Source organism: Streptomyces sp. NPDC050147, assembly GCF_040660195.1.
Classification (GTDB): domain Bacteria; phylum Actinomycetota; class Actinomycetes; order Streptomycetales; family Streptomycetaceae; genus Streptomyces.
Window position 1 is genome coordinate 261,405 of the sequence record NZ_JBFALJ010000002.1, and the last position, 14,540, is coordinate 275,944.

The 14,540-nt window shown below is 70.9% G+C and carries 11 protein-coding genes; 8 read left to right on the forward strand and 3 right to left on the reverse strand.

Translation table 11 applies throughout. The features are described from left to right. Nucleotides 1-145 precede the first annotated feature (145 nt). The 8 genes from AB0I94_RS04850 (at nucleotide 146) to AB0I94_RS04885 (ending at nucleotide 10,178) form a co-directional block, all read left to right on the forward strand. The gene (locus tag AB0I94_RS04850; RefSeq protein ID WP_363307978.1) at nucleotides 146-1,720 is read left to right on the forward strand and encodes a S8 family serine peptidase; all 1,575 of its coding nucleotides are present in this window, start codon (nucleotides 146-148) and stop codon (nucleotides 1,718-1,720) included. A gap of 203 nt (nucleotides 1,721-1,923) precedes the next feature. Next, nucleotides 1,924-3,189, forward strand: a complete 1,266-nt coding sequence (locus AB0I94_RS04855) for an alpha/beta hydrolase (RefSeq protein WP_363307979.1) — start codon at nucleotides 1,924-1,926, stop codon at nucleotides 3,187-3,189. 172 nt (nucleotides 3,190-3,361) lie between these two features. Further along, nucleotides 3,362-4,114, forward strand: coding sequence for a GntR family transcriptional regulator (locus tag AB0I94_RS04860; protein WP_363307980.1), 753 nt, complete (start codon nucleotides 3,362-3,364; stop codon nucleotides 4,112-4,114). Between the two features lie 178 nt (nucleotides 4,115-4,292). Beyond that, nucleotides 4,293-5,987 (forward strand): hypothetical protein, encoded by a 1,695-nt coding sequence (locus AB0I94_RS04865; RefSeq protein ID WP_363307981.1) that lies wholly within the window; start codon nucleotides 4,293-4,295, stop codon nucleotides 5,985-5,987. A gap of 205 nt (nucleotides 5,988-6,192) precedes the next feature. Continuing rightward, the gene (locus AB0I94_RS04870) at nucleotides 6,193-6,378 is read left to right on the forward strand and encodes an SPOR domain-containing protein (protein ID WP_363307982.1); all 186 of its coding nucleotides are present in this window, start codon (nucleotides 6,193-6,195) and stop codon (nucleotides 6,376-6,378) included. An 18-nt stretch (nucleotides 6,379-6,396) separates the two neighbouring features. Then, on the forward strand, nucleotides 6,397-6,783 hold the full coding sequence (locus AB0I94_RS04875; protein WP_363307983.1) for a (deoxy)nucleoside triphosphate pyrophosphohydrolase: 387 nt from the start codon (nucleotides 6,397-6,399) through the stop codon (nucleotides 6,781-6,783). A 166-nt stretch (nucleotides 6,784-6,949) separates the two neighbouring features. Next, complete coding sequence (locus AB0I94_RS04880; RefSeq protein WP_363307984.1) at nucleotides 6,950-7,366, forward strand: ATP-binding protein; 417 nt, start codon at nucleotides 6,950-6,952, stop codon at nucleotides 7,364-7,366. A gap of 166 nt (nucleotides 7,367-7,532) precedes the next feature. Then, nucleotides 7,533-10,178, forward strand: a complete 2,646-nt coding sequence (locus AB0I94_RS04885) for a SpoIIE family protein phosphatase (protein WP_363307985.1) — start codon at nucleotides 7,533-7,535, stop codon at nucleotides 10,176-10,178. Between the two features lie 30 nt (nucleotides 10,179-10,208). On the opposite strand, the gene AB0I94_RS04890 is transcribed toward AB0I94_RS04885, so the two are convergent. The 3 genes from AB0I94_RS04890 to AB0I94_RS04900 all read right to left on the reverse strand — a co-directional run bounded on the left by AB0I94_RS04890 (nucleotide 10,209) and on the right by AB0I94_RS04900 (nucleotide 14,532). Then, nucleotides 10,209-10,922, reverse strand: coding sequence for a PspA/IM30 family protein (locus AB0I94_RS04890; RefSeq protein ID WP_363307986.1), 714 nt, complete (start codon nucleotides 10,920-10,922; stop codon nucleotides 10,209-10,211). Nucleotides 10,923-11,034: 112 nt separating this feature from the next. Next, nucleotides 11,035-13,074: a TPM domain-containing protein gene (locus AB0I94_RS04895; RefSeq protein ID WP_363308299.1), complete on the reverse strand. Its 2,040-nt coding sequence runs from the start codon at nucleotides 13,072-13,074 to the stop codon at nucleotides 11,035-11,037. Between the two features lie 210 nt (nucleotides 13,075-13,284). Beyond that, nucleotides 13,285-14,532: a hydrolase gene (locus tag AB0I94_RS04900; RefSeq protein WP_363307987.1), complete on the reverse strand. Its 1,248-nt coding sequence runs from the start codon at nucleotides 14,530-14,532 to the stop codon at nucleotides 13,285-13,287. Nucleotides 14,533-14,540: the final 8 nt, after the last annotated feature.

Sequence of the window (14,540 nt, forward strand, 5' to 3'; positions counted from 1 at the left end):
TTTCGTCCCGACGAAGGTGAGAGCAGGCAGACCGCAGTGGAATTGACATGTCCCTGCCTTGCCGCCGTGTGGGCACTACCGGCACCACTGGCACCACCAGCACCACCCCCCACCAGCGCACCACCTATTGAGGAGGACCCCTCAGATGGCAGTGATGCGTCATAACCGCCGAAGACTGGCCGGGATCAGCGCGACAGCGGTCGCGGCCCTCGCCCTCGGCGTCGTCTCCGCCCTCCCCGCGAACGCTCAGCCGGGGCAGGCCGAAGGTACGGTCGAGAACGCCGGGGCCCCCGGCGCGATACCGGGCAGCTACATAGTCACCCTCGACGAGGATGCCGCGAAGGCGGGCTCCAAGGCGGGCAAGGCGCTGGCCGAGGAGTACGGCGCCGAGATCAAGCGCACGTACAAGAAGGCGCTCAACGGCTACGCGGTCGAGCTCTCCGCGGCCGAGGCGAGGAAGTTCGCCGCGGACCCGGCGGTCGATTCCGTCGTGCAGAACCGGACGTTCACGGTCGACGCCACCCAGCCGAACCCGCCGTCCTGGGGCCTGGACCGCATCGACCAGAAGACGCTGCCGCTGAACAACTCCTACACCTACCCGGACTCCGCCGGTGAGGGCGTCACGGCCTACGTCATCGACACCGGGGTCCGCATCAGCCACAGCGACTTCGGCGGCCGAGCCTCCTACGGCTATGACGCCATCGACAACGACAACACCGCACAGGACGGCCACGGCCACGGCACGCACGTCGCGGGCACCGTCGCCGGAACCCTGCACGGCGTCGCCAAGAAGGCGAAGGTCGTCGGCGTGCGCGTCCTGAACAACCAGGGCTCCGGCACCACCGCGCAGGTCGTCGCCGGCATCGACTGGGTCGCCCGGAACGCGGTCAAGCCCGCCGTCGCGAACATGTCGCTCGGCGGCGGCGCCGACAGCGCCCTGGACACGGCCGTACGCAACGCCGTCGCATCCGGCATCACCTTCGCCGTCGCGGCCGGCAACGAATCCGTCAACGCCTCGACGCGCTCCCCCGCGCGCGTGACCGAGGCCATCACGGTCGGCGCGACCACGAGCACCGACGCCAAGGCGAGCTACTCCAACTTCGGCAGCGTCCTCGACCTGTTCGCGCCGGGCTCCTCCATCACCTCGACCTGGAACAGCAGCGACACCGCGACGAACACGATCTCCGGTACGTCGATGGCGTCCCCGCACACCGCGGGCGCGGCGGCGCTCTACCTCGCGGACAACCGCGCGGCGACCCCGGCGCAGGTCTCCTCGGCGCTGGTCAGTGCGGCCTCGACGGGCGTCGTCACCAGCCCCGGAACGGGTTCGCCCAACCGCCTCCTGAACGTGGGCCCCGGTTCGACCAACCCCCCGGGTCCCAAGTTCGAGAACACGACCGACTTCGCGATCAACGACAACGCCACGGTCGAATCACCGGTCACCGTGAGCGGCGTCCCGGGTTCCGCGCCCGCCGCCCTGAGCGTGCCGGTCGCCATCCAGCACACCTATGTGGGTGACCTCCAGGTGCAGCTGATCGCGCCCGACGGCAGCGCGTACACGCTGAAGGGCTATGGGACCGGCGGCAGTTCGGACGACATCAACACCACGTACTCGGTGAACGCGTCGTCGGAGACGGCCAACGGGACGTGGAAGCTGCGGGTGAGCGACAACGCGGCACGGGATGTCGGCAAGATCGACTCCTGGGGGCTGCAGTTCTGAGTTCTGGGTTCTGAGTTCTGAGTGAACCCTTCTCGTCCTCGCGGTACGGCTCCGGGTCGGTGGCCCGGCCCGCCGCGAGGACGAGGCATGAGGTGCGGTGGACGGCGAGGAATCCGAAGGGGCGGTCGAAGACGGCGAAGACGGCGAAGACGGTGCCGCTCACCCTAAGGGGTTTTTGTCCGGTTCTGTGATAGTTCTTCGGTGTGACGACCGTCGTGACGCCGACCGTCGCAGGCCGGCGCAGACCGAGGCCCGCGGCGTCGGACTCTCCCCGAAGAGGTAGCCGCAAAGACCGGAACGGGCCCGGGGTTTCGCGCGTCGCGCACCTCTGCCGCGGGCTCCTCGTCGTCGTCGCTCTCCTGAACGCCGCCCTTGCCGTGCTCGTCGCGGCCCCGCTCCCCCGCATCCCGCTCCTGGTGCTCGTCGCGGCGGCAGTCACCTCCTGGGGGCTCGTGCTCGTGCCGCCCGCGGTCATCGGCCTGGTCGCGGGGGTGGCCGCGGGGCGGCGGTATCCCTGGTGCGCCGGAGCGGCCGTACTGACCGCTTTCGTCGCGCTCGTGTACGGCGTCATGCCGTACGCCGCCGCGTACCGCACCGCCGAGGAGCAGGGCCAACCGCTCGCCCCCGGCGCCTACTTCGAGGGCGTCAACTACGCCAAGGCTCCCGACGGTGAGCGCACCAGCCGTTACGCGCGCATCGGCGAGCGGCGCGGAAAGCTGGACCTGTGGACCTTGCCGAAGCGGGACGGGGTGCGTCACCCGGCCGTGGTCTGGGTGCACGGGGGAGGCTGGAACAAGGGGCATCGCGGTCAGAGCCCCGCATGGAACCGCTGGTTCAACGCGCGGGGCTGGTCGGTCTTCGACATCGATTACCGGCTCGCGCCCCGGGTGACCCAGCTCGACCAGATCGGCGACGTGAAGTGCGCCGTCGGCTGGGTGCGCCGCCACGCGCGCGTGTTCGGCGTCGATCCCGACCGCCTCGTCCTCGCGGGGAGTTCGGCGGGCGGCAATCTCGCGCTCGCGGCGGCCTATACGGAGGGTGACGACCGCGTCCCGGCCTCCTGCGCGGTGGGTGACAGCTCGGTCGCCGGGGTGATCTCCCTCTACGGGCCGACCGACATGGGACGCCTCATCGCGGGGACCGCACTGCGCGGCGACCCCATGATCCCGCGCCTGATGGGCGGTTCGGCGAAGTCCGTCCCCGCCCGCTACCGCCTCGGTTCGCCCGCGAAGCTCGTGCGGACGGACGTGCCGCCCACGCTCCTGCTGCACGGCAGCGCGGACCGGGCGGTGCCGGTGGCGCAGGCGCGTGAGCTGGCGCGGCGCCTCGACGCGGCGGGGGCGCGGGCGACGTATGTCGAACTGCCCTGGGCGGACCACTGTTTCGACGTGAACTGGGGCGGCTGGGGGAGTCAGATCGCGCGCTCGGCGATCTCTCGCTTCCTCGCCGTCCGGGGCGGGAGCGCCTGATCCGCGCCCGGGGGCACTGCGGGAATGTGATCGCTATAGCCGCGGAAAGCCCCTGCGTAAAGACCTGCGGAGTCCAAAATCATCACTTCGAGTGATTCATTGGCCTTGGGTTGCGGCCAACAACCCACGGTTGCCAGGCTGTTGCTGTCTGTCAACCTGATGGGAGTGGCCAGTGACTTTCGGTGAACAGCCGGCGTATCTGCGTGTCGCGGGTGATCTCCGCAAGAAGATCGTCGACGGTTCGCTGCCGCCGCGCACCCGGCTCCCCTCGCAGGCCAGGATCCGCGAGGAGTACGGGGTGTCGGACACGGTCGCCCTGGAGGCCCGCAAGGTCCTGATGGCCGAGGGGCTGGTCGAAGGCCGCTCCGGGTCCGGCACTTACGTGCGCGAGCTGCCCGTGCCACGCCGCGTGGTGCGCACCGGCTTTCGGGCCTCCGGCGGCTCGACGCCGTTCCGTCAGGAGCAGGCCCAGGACGGCGCGCGCGGCACCTGGGAGTCCCGCAGCGAGCAGGTGGAGGCCGGCAGCGCGATCGCCGAGCGTCTCGGCATCCGCACGGGCGACCGCGTGATGTGCACCAAGTACGTCTACCGCGACGCGGGCGAGGCGATGATGCTCTCCACCTCCTGGGAGCCCCTCGCCGTCACCGGACGCACTCCGGTGATGCTCCCCGAAGAGGGGCCGCTGGGAGGCTGCGGAGTGGTCGAGCGCATGGCGGCCATCGACGTGGTCGTGGACAACGTCGCGGAGGAGGTCGGCGCGCGCCCGGGGCTTGCGGAGGAGCTCATGGCGCTCGGCGGTGTCCCGGGCCATGTGGTGATCGTCGTGCAGCGGACGTACTTCGCCTCCGGCAAGCCGGTCGAGACGGCCGACATCGTGGTTCCCGCCGACCGGTACCGGATCGCATACCACCTGCCGGTGAGGTGACCGAGCGCTCCGGCGTGCGCCCGGAATCCGGACGGGCCGGTCCACCCGCCGTGATCGCGAGTTAACGCCCGCTCGACTTCCGTAACGCCGGAGCAATCAGGCCCTGCGACGACTTGTCATGTACGGCTCCTAACTTCATCGCCCGTACCCGCAACCCGGTCGGACGACAGGAACCCACATGACGGATACGGCCACCCGCGACGCCGACGCCGCCGCACCACCGCCCCGGCGCAGCTACGCGAAGATGGCGGCCGACGAGAGCCGCGAGGACTACTCCCTGCGGTATGCGCCGCACTCCTTCCGGCGCTGGTCGCCGACGATGGTGGCGTCGACAGCGCTCGGCGGCATCGCCTACCTCGCGGACTTCGCGATCGGGGCCTCCATCGTCTTCACCTACGGCTTCACCAGCGGACTCGCCTCGATCCTGTGCGCCGCGACGATCATCTTCGTCACCGGCATCCCGATCGCGCGGGCCTGCGCCAAGTACGGCCTCGACATGGATCTGGTGACCCGGGGCGCGGGCTTCGGCTACTTCGGCTCGACGCTGACATCGCTGATCTACGCCTCGTTCACGTTCATCTTCTTCGCGCTCGAAGGCTCGATCATGGCCCAGGCCATGCACCAGGCCGTCGGACTCCCGGTGGAGATCGGCTACTTGGTCACGACGCTCATCGTGATCCCGATCGTCTTCCGCGGCATGGGCGCCCTGGCCAAGGTGCAGGCCTGGACGCAGCCGATCTGGCTCGTCGGCATGGTGCTCCCCTTCGTGGTGCTCGCCTTCGAGGCACCGGACACCTGGGGCGCCTTCGGCTCCTTCGGGGGCACCGAGGGCGCGGGCGGCGGCTTCTCCTGGGTGGCCTTCGGGCTCGGCACGGGCGTCGCGCTCTCGCTCATCGCCCAGATCGGCGAGCAGGCGGACTACCTGCGCTTCATGCCGGCCAAGACCGAAGAGAACAAGCGGCGCTGGAATCTGGCCGTTCTCGCGGCGGGCCCCGGCTGGGTCGTCATCGGCGCGGCCAAGCAGCTGGGCGGCGCGCTCCTGGCGTTCGCGGCCCTCGAAGCCGTCGGCGAGACGCACGCCCTGGAACCGATAGCCCCGCAGATCGAGGCCCTCGAACCCTGGCTCGGGTCCTTCGCGCTGCCCGCGGCGGCCCTCTTCGTGATCGTCTCCCAGGTCAAGATCAACGTCACCAACGCCTACAGCGGTTCGCTGTCCTGGTCGAACTTCTTCTCCCGCATCACGCACCGGCATCCGGGCCGGGTCTGGTACATCTTCCTCAACCTCGCCATCGCGCTGACGCTGATGGAGATGAACATGTTCGCGGCCCTCAACAAGCTGCTCGGTTTCTACTCGAACGTCGGCATCGCGTGGATCGTGGCGGTCGCCGCCGACCTCGTCATCAACAAGAGGATGGGCTGGAGCCCTCCGTACATCGAGTTCAAGAGGGCCTATCTGTACGCGGTGAACCCGGCGGGCTTCGGCTCGATGGTGATCGCGTCGGTGGTGTCGATCCTGGCCTTCTTCGGCCTCTTCGGCCGGTACGCGGAAGCCTTCTCGACGTTCATCGCCGCCGGCCTCGCCGTCGTCCTGTGCCCGCTGATCGCCTGGGCGACGAAGGGCACGTACTACTTGGCGCGCCCGAACCCGGTGAACGGACCGCATGTCCACGTCCCCGACGTGACGGCCACGCACGCGTGCGGCGTCTGCGAGACGGCGTACGAACTCCCCGACATCGCGGACTGCCCGGTGCAGGCGGGCCCGATCTGCTCCCTTTGCTGTTCGCTGGACGCGGAGTGCGGCGACGTCTGCCGTACGTCGCCGTCGAGTGCGCCGGTGCTCATGCCGATGCCGACGGTGCGTGCCGCCGACTGACGCGGGCCCCGCACCGGGCGAACCGATGACACCAGGGGGCGCACCCGACAAAGTGCGCCCCCTCGGCGGTGGCCAATTGCGTACCTCTTTGTGCAAAGTCGTATCCGCTGAGTAAAGGTCGGGCGTAGGCTCGGGCATATGCGGATTGCTGTTTCCTTACTGATCGAGGCGTGGCGCGCGCCGGGGTGGCGAGCGGAGGGGCGCGATGAATGACGGAACGGCCGTGCTGCCCTGGTTTGTGATACGTCAGGACGACAATGGCAACCGCTATCGGGTGGGCAGGTACGCGACGAAGGCCGAGGCCGAGAAGATCGCGAACAGCCTCGACGACCACGGCCACCGGCAGCTGTACTGGGTGGAGAAGCTGAGCCAGAACGGCAGCGCGCACTGACCGCATAGGCTCCGCCGCATGACGGAACGGATCGTGGTGGGCGCCGCCCTGTACGACGACGGACGCCTGCTGGCCGCACGGCGCAGCGCACCCCCCGAGCTCGCGGGCCGCTGGGAACTGCCCGGCGGGAAGGTCGAGCCGGGCGAGCTTCCCGAGGAAGCCCTGGCGCGGGAGCTGCGCGAAGAACTGGGCGTCGCCGCGGAGCCGGTCGCCAGAGTGCCCGGGGAGTGGCCGCTCAAGCCGGGGTACGTCCTGTGGGTGTGGACGGTGAAGCTCCTCTCCGGAGCCCCCGAGCCCCTGCAGGACCACGACGAACTGCGCTGGCTCTCGCCGGACGAGGTCTGGTCGGTGGAGTGGCTGGACGCGGACGTCCCGGCGGTGGTGGCCGCGATCGAGTGCCGCTAGGGCCCTGGCCGGGGGAGCGTGAGGGGTCTCGCTTCCCCGCGCGGAGCTCCACATACGCCGTTCGTGCCACAGTGCGCCCAGTTAAGCGGTAATTCCGCAGGGATATCGGGTATGTGCCCATTAACCCCATGAAACCGGACAAGGGTCCGCTGTTGCTGGTCTGGAAGTGATCGGCGTGATCGACACCGAAGGCGACTGCGCCGAGTGGGATTTTCCCGCGGCCCCGAGCGCCGTGCGCATGGCCCGTGCTGTCGTCCGCAAGCAGCTCGGAGCCTGGGGCCTCACCGGCCTCGGTGACATCACCGTCCTCCTCGTGAGCGAACTGGTGACCAACTCCCTGCGACACGCGTCCGGCCCCATCGGAGTACGGCTCGTGCGCCAGGCCGGGCCGCTGGGCACCCTCCTCGTAGAGGTCTCCGATCCGCTCCCCGACCCGCCTCAGGAACGCGACGCCGCACCCGAGGACGAGGGGGGCAGGGGTATCCAGTTGGTGGCCCGCGCGTCGCGGAGCTGGGGGACACGGCAGGGCAGAACGGGGAAGACGGGGAAGACGGTGTGGTTCGAGCTGGTGCTGCCGGGTTAGAAGACTGGCAGCGTGAGACGGACACAAGACGGGCACGGGCCAAAAAGGGTTGAGTCCGTGCTGTGATCGTGAACGCCGTGTGGCGTGGCTCCGTAGTGCTGGATACTGCGGGCAGCCGCATCCGGTGACCGGTGCCGGACGTGGTGAGCTGGAGGGGACGGTTCGCGTGAGCGAGATACCAGCGAAGGCGACGGAGCAGGACGGGCCGTCGGGTGACGCTAGGGGCGAAGCTGCGGATGACGTGATGTGGCAGAGCAGTCCACCCGGTTCGATCTATGACTACATCAAGGTGGCCTCGTTCTCGATCGGCCCCGACGGTCTCATCGACCAGTGGAGCCTGCGGGCCGAGCGGCTGTTCGGAGTGGCTGCCGAGGACGCCGTGGGCAGGGACCCGATCGAGGCCTTCGTCCCCTCCGAGCTGCGCAGCAGCGGGCACCGCAAGATGGCGGAGATCCTGGACGGCAGGGAGTGGACCGGCTCCGTCCCCTTCCGGGCGCCCGCGAGGCCCGAGGGGGCTGACGGGCCCGGCGGATCCGGCGGATCCGGCGCGGAGCCCTTCAGGGGCTCCGAAGGGATCGCCGAGGTCTATGTGATGCCGACCGAGACGGAGGAGGGTGAGCGGGCCGCCGTCTGCATCGTCGTCGACGTACGGGCGCTGCGGCAGATAGAAACGGACCTCGCCGCCTCGCAGGCCATTTTCGGCCAATCTCCCTTCGGCTTCCTGTTGTTCGGCACGGACCTGAAGGTGCAGCGGGCCAACCGCCGCTTCGCCGCGGTCTTCGGAGGCGGCGTCGAGGATCACCGTGGCCGCACGGTCCACGACTATCTGCCCCGGCACGAGGCCGACCGCATGGCCGCCGCCCTCAAGCGCGTCCTGGAGACCGGCGACTCCGTCACGGACATGCAGATCGTCGGCCCCGCCCCCGGCAGCAACGAACGCCGCCACTGGTCGATCAACCTCTACCGCGTGCACAGCGGTTCGGGCCGCCCCATCGGCATCGCGGGCCTCGGCACCGACGTCACCCGGCGGCACGCCGCCGCACGCGAGGCCGCCCACGCCCGCCGCAACCTCGCCCTGCTCAACGAAGCGGGCGCCCGGATAGGCAACTCCCTCGACCTGGAGACGACCGCACGCGAGCTCCTGGACGTCACCGTCCCCGGCTTCTGCGACCTCGCCTCCGTAGACCTCTACCAAGGGCTGCTCGACGGCGACGAGACGCCTCCCGGCCTCGCCGACGGAAGCGCCGAACTGCGCCGCGTCGCCTTCGCGAGCGCCGTCGCCGACGCACCCTTCCCGGACGGCGGCCGCCCCGTCGACGTGGGCGCCGTGCACCGTTTCCCCTTCACCTCGCCCTGCGCCGACGCCCTGCGCACGGCAAGGACGCGACTCGTCTCGGCGGCCGACGAAGGCTCCGCGAGCAGGCTCACCGGCGGACTGGTCCAGTCGACGCTCGCCGTGCCGATGGTCGCCCACGACACGGTCGTGGGCCTCGCGCAGTTCTCCCGCACGAAGGGGAGCGAGCCCTTCGGGGAACGCGATCGCTCCCTCGCCGTCGAGCTCGCCGCGCGCGCCGCCGTCTGCATCGACAACGCCCGCCTCTACCGCCGCGAGCACGAACGCGCGCTGATACTGCAACGGTCCCTGCTTCCGCCCGACGACCCAGAGGCGTCCGGCCTGGACATCGCCTGCCGCTATCTGCCGGGCAACGCGGCCACCGAGGTCGGCGGCGACTGGTTCGACGTGATCGAGCTGCCCGGCCACCGCACCGCCCTGGTCGTCGGCGACGTCATGGGACGCGGCCTGCGCGCCGCCGTGGCCATGGGCGAACTGCGCACCGCCGTACGCACCTTGGCGCTCCTGGACCTGGAGCCCGCGGAGGTCCTCTCCGCGCTCGACGAGATCGCCCGCGGCCTCGGCGACCCCTCAGGCACCCAGCAGGCCACGAGAGCGGCCCGGCAGACGCGCTCCGCGAACGGGACGGACCTCGCGGAGGTCTACCTCGCCACCTGCGTCTACGTGGTCTACGACGCCGTCACGCGCCGCTGCACCTTCGCCAACGCGGGGCACCTGCCACCCGTGCTCGTCGAGCCCGGCGAATCGCCGCTCATGCTCGACGTGCCGCCCGGCATGCCGCTGGGCGTCGGCGGTGAGCCCTTCGAGGAGGTCGAGGTCGAACTGCCCGAGGGCGCCCTGCTCGCCCTCTACACGGACGGGCTCGTCGAATCCCGCGAGCATCCCCTCGACGAGGGCCTGAACGCCTTCGTACGGGCGCTCGACGACCCCGCGCCCGCCCTGGAGGACGTCTGCGACCACGTCCTGAACACCCTCGACACCCACCACGGAGAGGACGACATCGCACTCCTCATGGCCCGCATCCAGGGTCTGCCCGCCGAAGCCGTCGGTGACTGGACGCTGCCGCGCGACCCCAAGTCGGTGGGCCGTGCGCGGGAACTGGCCTGCGAGCAGTTGCGCACTTGGGACCTGGAACCCCTCTGCGACACGACGGAACTGCTGGTCAGCGAGTTGGTCACCAACGCCCTGCGGTACGGCGAAGGGGACATCCGGCTGCGTCTGCTGCTCGACCGCAGCCTGGTGTGCGAGGTGTGGGACGCGGGCCTCGTCCAGCCGCGCCGCCGCCGGGCGCGCGACACGGACGAGGGCGGTCGCGGGCTGCAACTGGTCGGCCTGCTGAGCGCCGCGTGGGGCTCGCGCAGGACGCCACGCGGCAAGACGGTGTGGTTCGAGATGCCGCTGCCGCAGAGTGGGGTGGAGCCGATGGACGCGGCGGAGGCGTTGCTCAGCCTGTTCTGAGCGCCCCGGTCTCTGCTCTGGGCGCCCCGGTCACGTGGTCGCTTTGAGGGCGGCGAGGCGGGCCGCGACCTCGGCCTCGTCGCCCATGCTGTCCAACTGCTCGAACTGCGCGTCGAGGGAGGACGCGGCGAGCTCCTGTTTCCCCAGCGCCCGGGCCTCCTCGCGGCGCACCTTGTCCTCGAAGCGGCTCAACTCGCTGGCCGGGTCGAGCACATCGATGCTCTGGGCGGCGTCCATCATCTGGTTCTGCGCCTGCGCGGTCTTGGCACGCGCGACCAGCTGATCGCGCTTCGACTGGAGCTGGGTCAGCTTGATCTTCATCTGGTCGAGGCCCGACTTCAGCTTGTCGACGACCTCGCTCTGCGCGGCGATCGTGGGCTCGGCGTCCTTGGCCTCCCGTTCGCACTGCAGCTGCCGCTGGAGCGCGACCTTGGCGAGCCCGTCGAACTTGTCGGCCTCCACGGCGCTCCCGCCGGCGCGCAACTCGTCCGCCTTCTTGCTGGCGGCCACCGCCTTCGTGCCCCACTCGTCGGCCGCGTCCCGGTCCTCCTTGTGGTCCAGTTCCAGCATCCGCAGATTGCCGATCGTGGTCGCCACCGCCTCCTCGGCCTCCCGGATGTTGTTCGTGTAGTCGCGGATCAGCTGGTCGAGCATCTTCTGCGGGTCCTCGGCCTGGTCGAGGAGGGAGTTGATGTTGGCCTTGGCGAGCTGGGCCACGCGTCCGAGGATGGTCTGCTTGGTCATGAGGGGCTCCTTCTTTGCGGGTTGCCAGGAGTACGAGGGCTCCAGGGAGGGGGTACGAGGGCTCTACGGGACGTACGAAAGGCCGTCGCGCGGGCCGCGTCTTGTGCCGGTCTCAGAACCTCCCGCCCCCGCCCATCCGCCCCCGGGTCCCGCCGCCGCCGAAGCTTCCGGGCCCGCCTCCGCCGAAGCCGCCGCCTCCGAAGCCCCCGCCGGCCGCCCCGCGGCCCATGCCTCCGAAGAGCTCGCCGAGGATGATGCCGCCGAGGACCGCGCCGCCCATGCCGCCACCGCGCCCGCCACCGCCTCCGTAGGGATTGCCGTAGCCGCGTACGTCGCGTTCGGCGAGCTGCCGTGCCTGCCGGGCCTGGGCGTCGGCCTGCTGGGCCTCGGCGAGCGCGGCGGAGGCATCGGTGTCCTGGGCGGCCTCCGCGCCCGAGAGGTGCCGCTGGGCCTCGGCCAGCCGGGTCCTCGCCTCGCTGCCCACCCCGCCCCGGTGCGTGTCGATGAAGTCCGCCGCCGTTCCCACGGCGCTGCGCGCGGTGAGCAGGGCCTGGCCGAGGAGGGCTGCGGCGCGGCGGCTTGTGACCTCGCGTTCGCGGGCGCCCTTGAGGGACTCGTCCAGGACCGTGTCGGCCTCCTCCACCCGGCGCAGGGCGTCGATCGGGTCGTGCGGGCCCGCCGCCATCGTCCTGCGGACCTCGGCGACCACCGTCTGAGCGCGGGCGATACGGCCGTGCAGGTCGGCCGTGGCGGCTCCCGGCATGGTGCCTTCGAGGAGGCCGCGCGCCTCGGCGAGGTCGGTCTCCGTCTCGGTGAGAGCGGCGGGAAGCTTCTGAGTGGCCAGCGCGAGCTCGGCGGCGAGCCGGTCGACCGCGTCCACGAACGTGCCCGCCTGGTCGACGGCGCCTTCGGCGGCACGCAGGTGGACGGCGGCCTTGCCGTTGTCGCCCGCGTCGATGGCCTGGCGGGCCTCGTTCAGGTGCGTGGTGGCGAAGACGAGGCGGTCCTTGGCCTGCTCCACGTGGCCCACGACGGGCGCCGACGCGGTCGGTGCGTACTGCTCGCGGATCTTGCCGAGGGTGGTCTCGGCGGCGGTGGTGCGGCCCGTGACGTCCCGGAAGATCCGCTCGGCGTGGTCGAGCGCCCCCGTGACGTCGCGTTCGAGGGCGCGCAACTGGTCGAAGCCCGCGGCCTCCGCGTCGAGACGGCGGCCCGCCTCGGTGCAGCGCGCGACGATCTCGTCCAGCATGGTGCGCCGCGTCGCGTCGTCCTCCGGGTAGGCGTCGTCCAGCTGCTGGCGCAGCTTGAAGGCGGTCGTCAGCTCGGAGCGTGCGTACGCGAGGGCGTCCGTGAAGGGACGTACCGCCTCGTCGCCGAACTGAGCGGTGGCGAAACCGAGCTCCTCCGCGCTGGTGCGGACCGCGTCGTCGGTCTCCACCAGGAGCTGCTTGCTCCGCTTGTCGAGCTCCGGGAGCGGGGCCCCGCCCGCCGCCCCTGCGCCCCAGCCGCCTTGGCCGCCGGGCGTCGTACGCGTCTCGGTCCGCCGCTTGCGGCGGCTGTACGCGACCGCCGCGAGGGCGCCCGCGGCACCGACCGCCACGATGGGCAGGACGAGGTCACCGGAGGCCGACACGCCGGCGCTGCCGTCGCCGCCCGGATCGGCGGCTCCCGGGGTGAGCGTCGGGGTCGGGACGGGCTGACCTGCCAGGACCGCGCTGTAGCCGTTCGCGGCGCCGATGGCCGCGCCGGCCCAGTCGTTCTGCCGCAGCGCGGGCTTGATCGCGGTGGTCGCCACGTCCTGGAGCTGGGCCTCGGTGAGCCGGGAATCGACGTCCGCGGAGTAGGCGTACTGGCGGTCGTGCGTGGCGACGGCGAGCAGCAGGTCGTCCAGGCCGAGCCCGTTGCGCTCGGCGGTGATGTCCGCCCAGTCCTGCGCGCCGCGCCCGGAGAAGTCCCGCACGTAGACGACGAAGAGCTGAAGCCCGCGGTCGTCGTAGAGCTGGTCGAGAGCCCGTTCGGTGGCGCCCTCGCGGTCGCCGAGCGCTCCCACCTTGTCGGTGATCTGGCCGTCACGGGAGAGCGTGACCGGGTCGTCGGCCGGGGCGGCGTGTGCCACGGGGGCGGACAGGAGCAGCAGGCACCACGTGACCAGTGCGACGGCTACCGCTGTCGCCCGCACGGCTATGTGCGAGGGCGGCGTCACATTTGGGAGCGTATGACCGTCTTGGGAGGTGCGCGAGCGGGGGGAGGTTCTGATGTGACCGGGGGGCCGAGTGGGATACGAGCAAGGCGATCAGTCGGTCAGTCATCCCCATCCCGGGAGCGTAGGCCGCGGCCCGTTCGCCCGCAGCGAGACGGTGCCTCACCCCGCGAACTCCACCTCCGGGTACTTTGCCGAAGGCCCGTCGAGCAGGTGGCCGTCCTTGCCTCGCAGCCAGCGGTCGAAGAATGACGTCGCGTAGGCCCGTTGCGCCGCCACCGCGCGGCTCGGGTCGACCGTGCCGAGCTGCTTCTCGATGACCTGCCGGTCCACTCCGGCCTGGGGGAGCAGCGCGGCGAGGTCCGTGTACGTCTGGTGCTTCGAACCCCGCAGGGTCAGGTTCCGCTTCCAGCCGGTCGAGTGGGACCAGAACGCGCGCCACGAGGGTTCCGTCGTACGGTCGCTGCCCTGCCTGCCCATGAGGAGGAACGGGCCGCTCAGGCCGTGCCGGGCCACCGGTGTCAGGTTCGTGCCGTTCGGTTCCGGATTGTTCTCCAGGGTGCCGTCCATGTTCATGCCTGCCTTGACCCGGCCGTCCTCGTACATGGTCTCGGCGGCCGCGATACCGCCCGCCGACTGGCCGAGCATGCCCACCCGCTTCTGGTCCACGACCTTGGAGAGGCCGTTCGGCAGTGAGCCGAGGCGGTCCAGGACGAACTTCGAGTCGGCCACCCGGACGTCCAGGACCTTCTTGAGCAGTTCCGGCATCGCGTGGTCCTGTTGCGCCCGCGCGAGCGCCTCACGGAGCGGGGCGTCGTCCTTGACCGAGCCGTCGGGGAACTGCACGGCCGGCGCCTCATAGGTGTGGTCGATCGTCACCACCACATAGCCGCGGCTCGCGAGCTCCTCGACCGCGCTAGTCCCCCACGTACGTGGGTCATTGGCACCGGCCGCGTACAGCAGGACCGGGCGTCGGCCTCTGCTCGTGTCGGCCGGGGCTCCCTCCCGCGCGTGCGTACGCATGGCCGCGAAGTCGATCGCGTCCTTGGGGATGCCGTGGGGCGATGTCGCGCTCCAGCGCTCCGCCGCGCCCGGTGACATGTAAGGAGCGAGGCGGTGTCCGGCGCCGCCCGGCCTTCCCGCCGCCGGGTACCAGACGCTGATCATCAGCTCCCGGTACGGCACGGACTCCACCCAGGGATCGTGCCGTGAGGTGTCGACGACGCGCGTCGACACCGTGCCGATCCGGTGCGGGCCCGTCGGCGCGGGGAGCTTCGCCGCGATGCCCCTGGGGTCCGCCTGCGCGGGGGTAGGGGCGGCCAGCATCGTCGCCGCCAGACCGGCCGCCGCGAGACCGAGCACCGAGCGTCGGGTCAGAGCCGAACGAGTCACAGCCGAGAAGGAGTTCATGCCTCCAT

Bases quoted from the DNA above. Each gene is read 5' to 3' on its own strand.
- AB0I94_RS04850 (WP_363307978.1), top strand. From the start codon at position 146: ATGGCAGTGATGCGTCATAACCGCCGAAGACTGGCCGGGATCAGCGCG.
- AB0I94_RS04865 (WP_363307981.1), top strand. From the start codon at position 4,293: ATGACGGATACGGCCACCCGCGACGCCGACGCCGCCGCACCACCGCCC.
- AB0I94_RS04870 (WP_363307982.1), top strand. From the start codon at position 6,193: ATGAATGACGGAACGGCCGTGCTGCCCTGGTTTGTGATACGTCAGGAC.
- AB0I94_RS04875 (WP_363307983.1), top strand. From the start codon at position 6,397: ATGACGGAACGGATCGTGGTGGGCGCCGCCCTGTACGACGACGGACGC.
- AB0I94_RS04890 (WP_363307986.1), bottom strand. From the start codon at position 10,922: ATGACCAAGCAGACCATCCTCGGACGCGTGGCCCAGCTCGCCAAGGCC.
- AB0I94_RS04900 (WP_363307987.1), bottom strand. From the start codon at position 14,532: ATGAACTCCTTCTCGGCTGTGACTCGTTCGGCTCTGACCCGACGCTCG.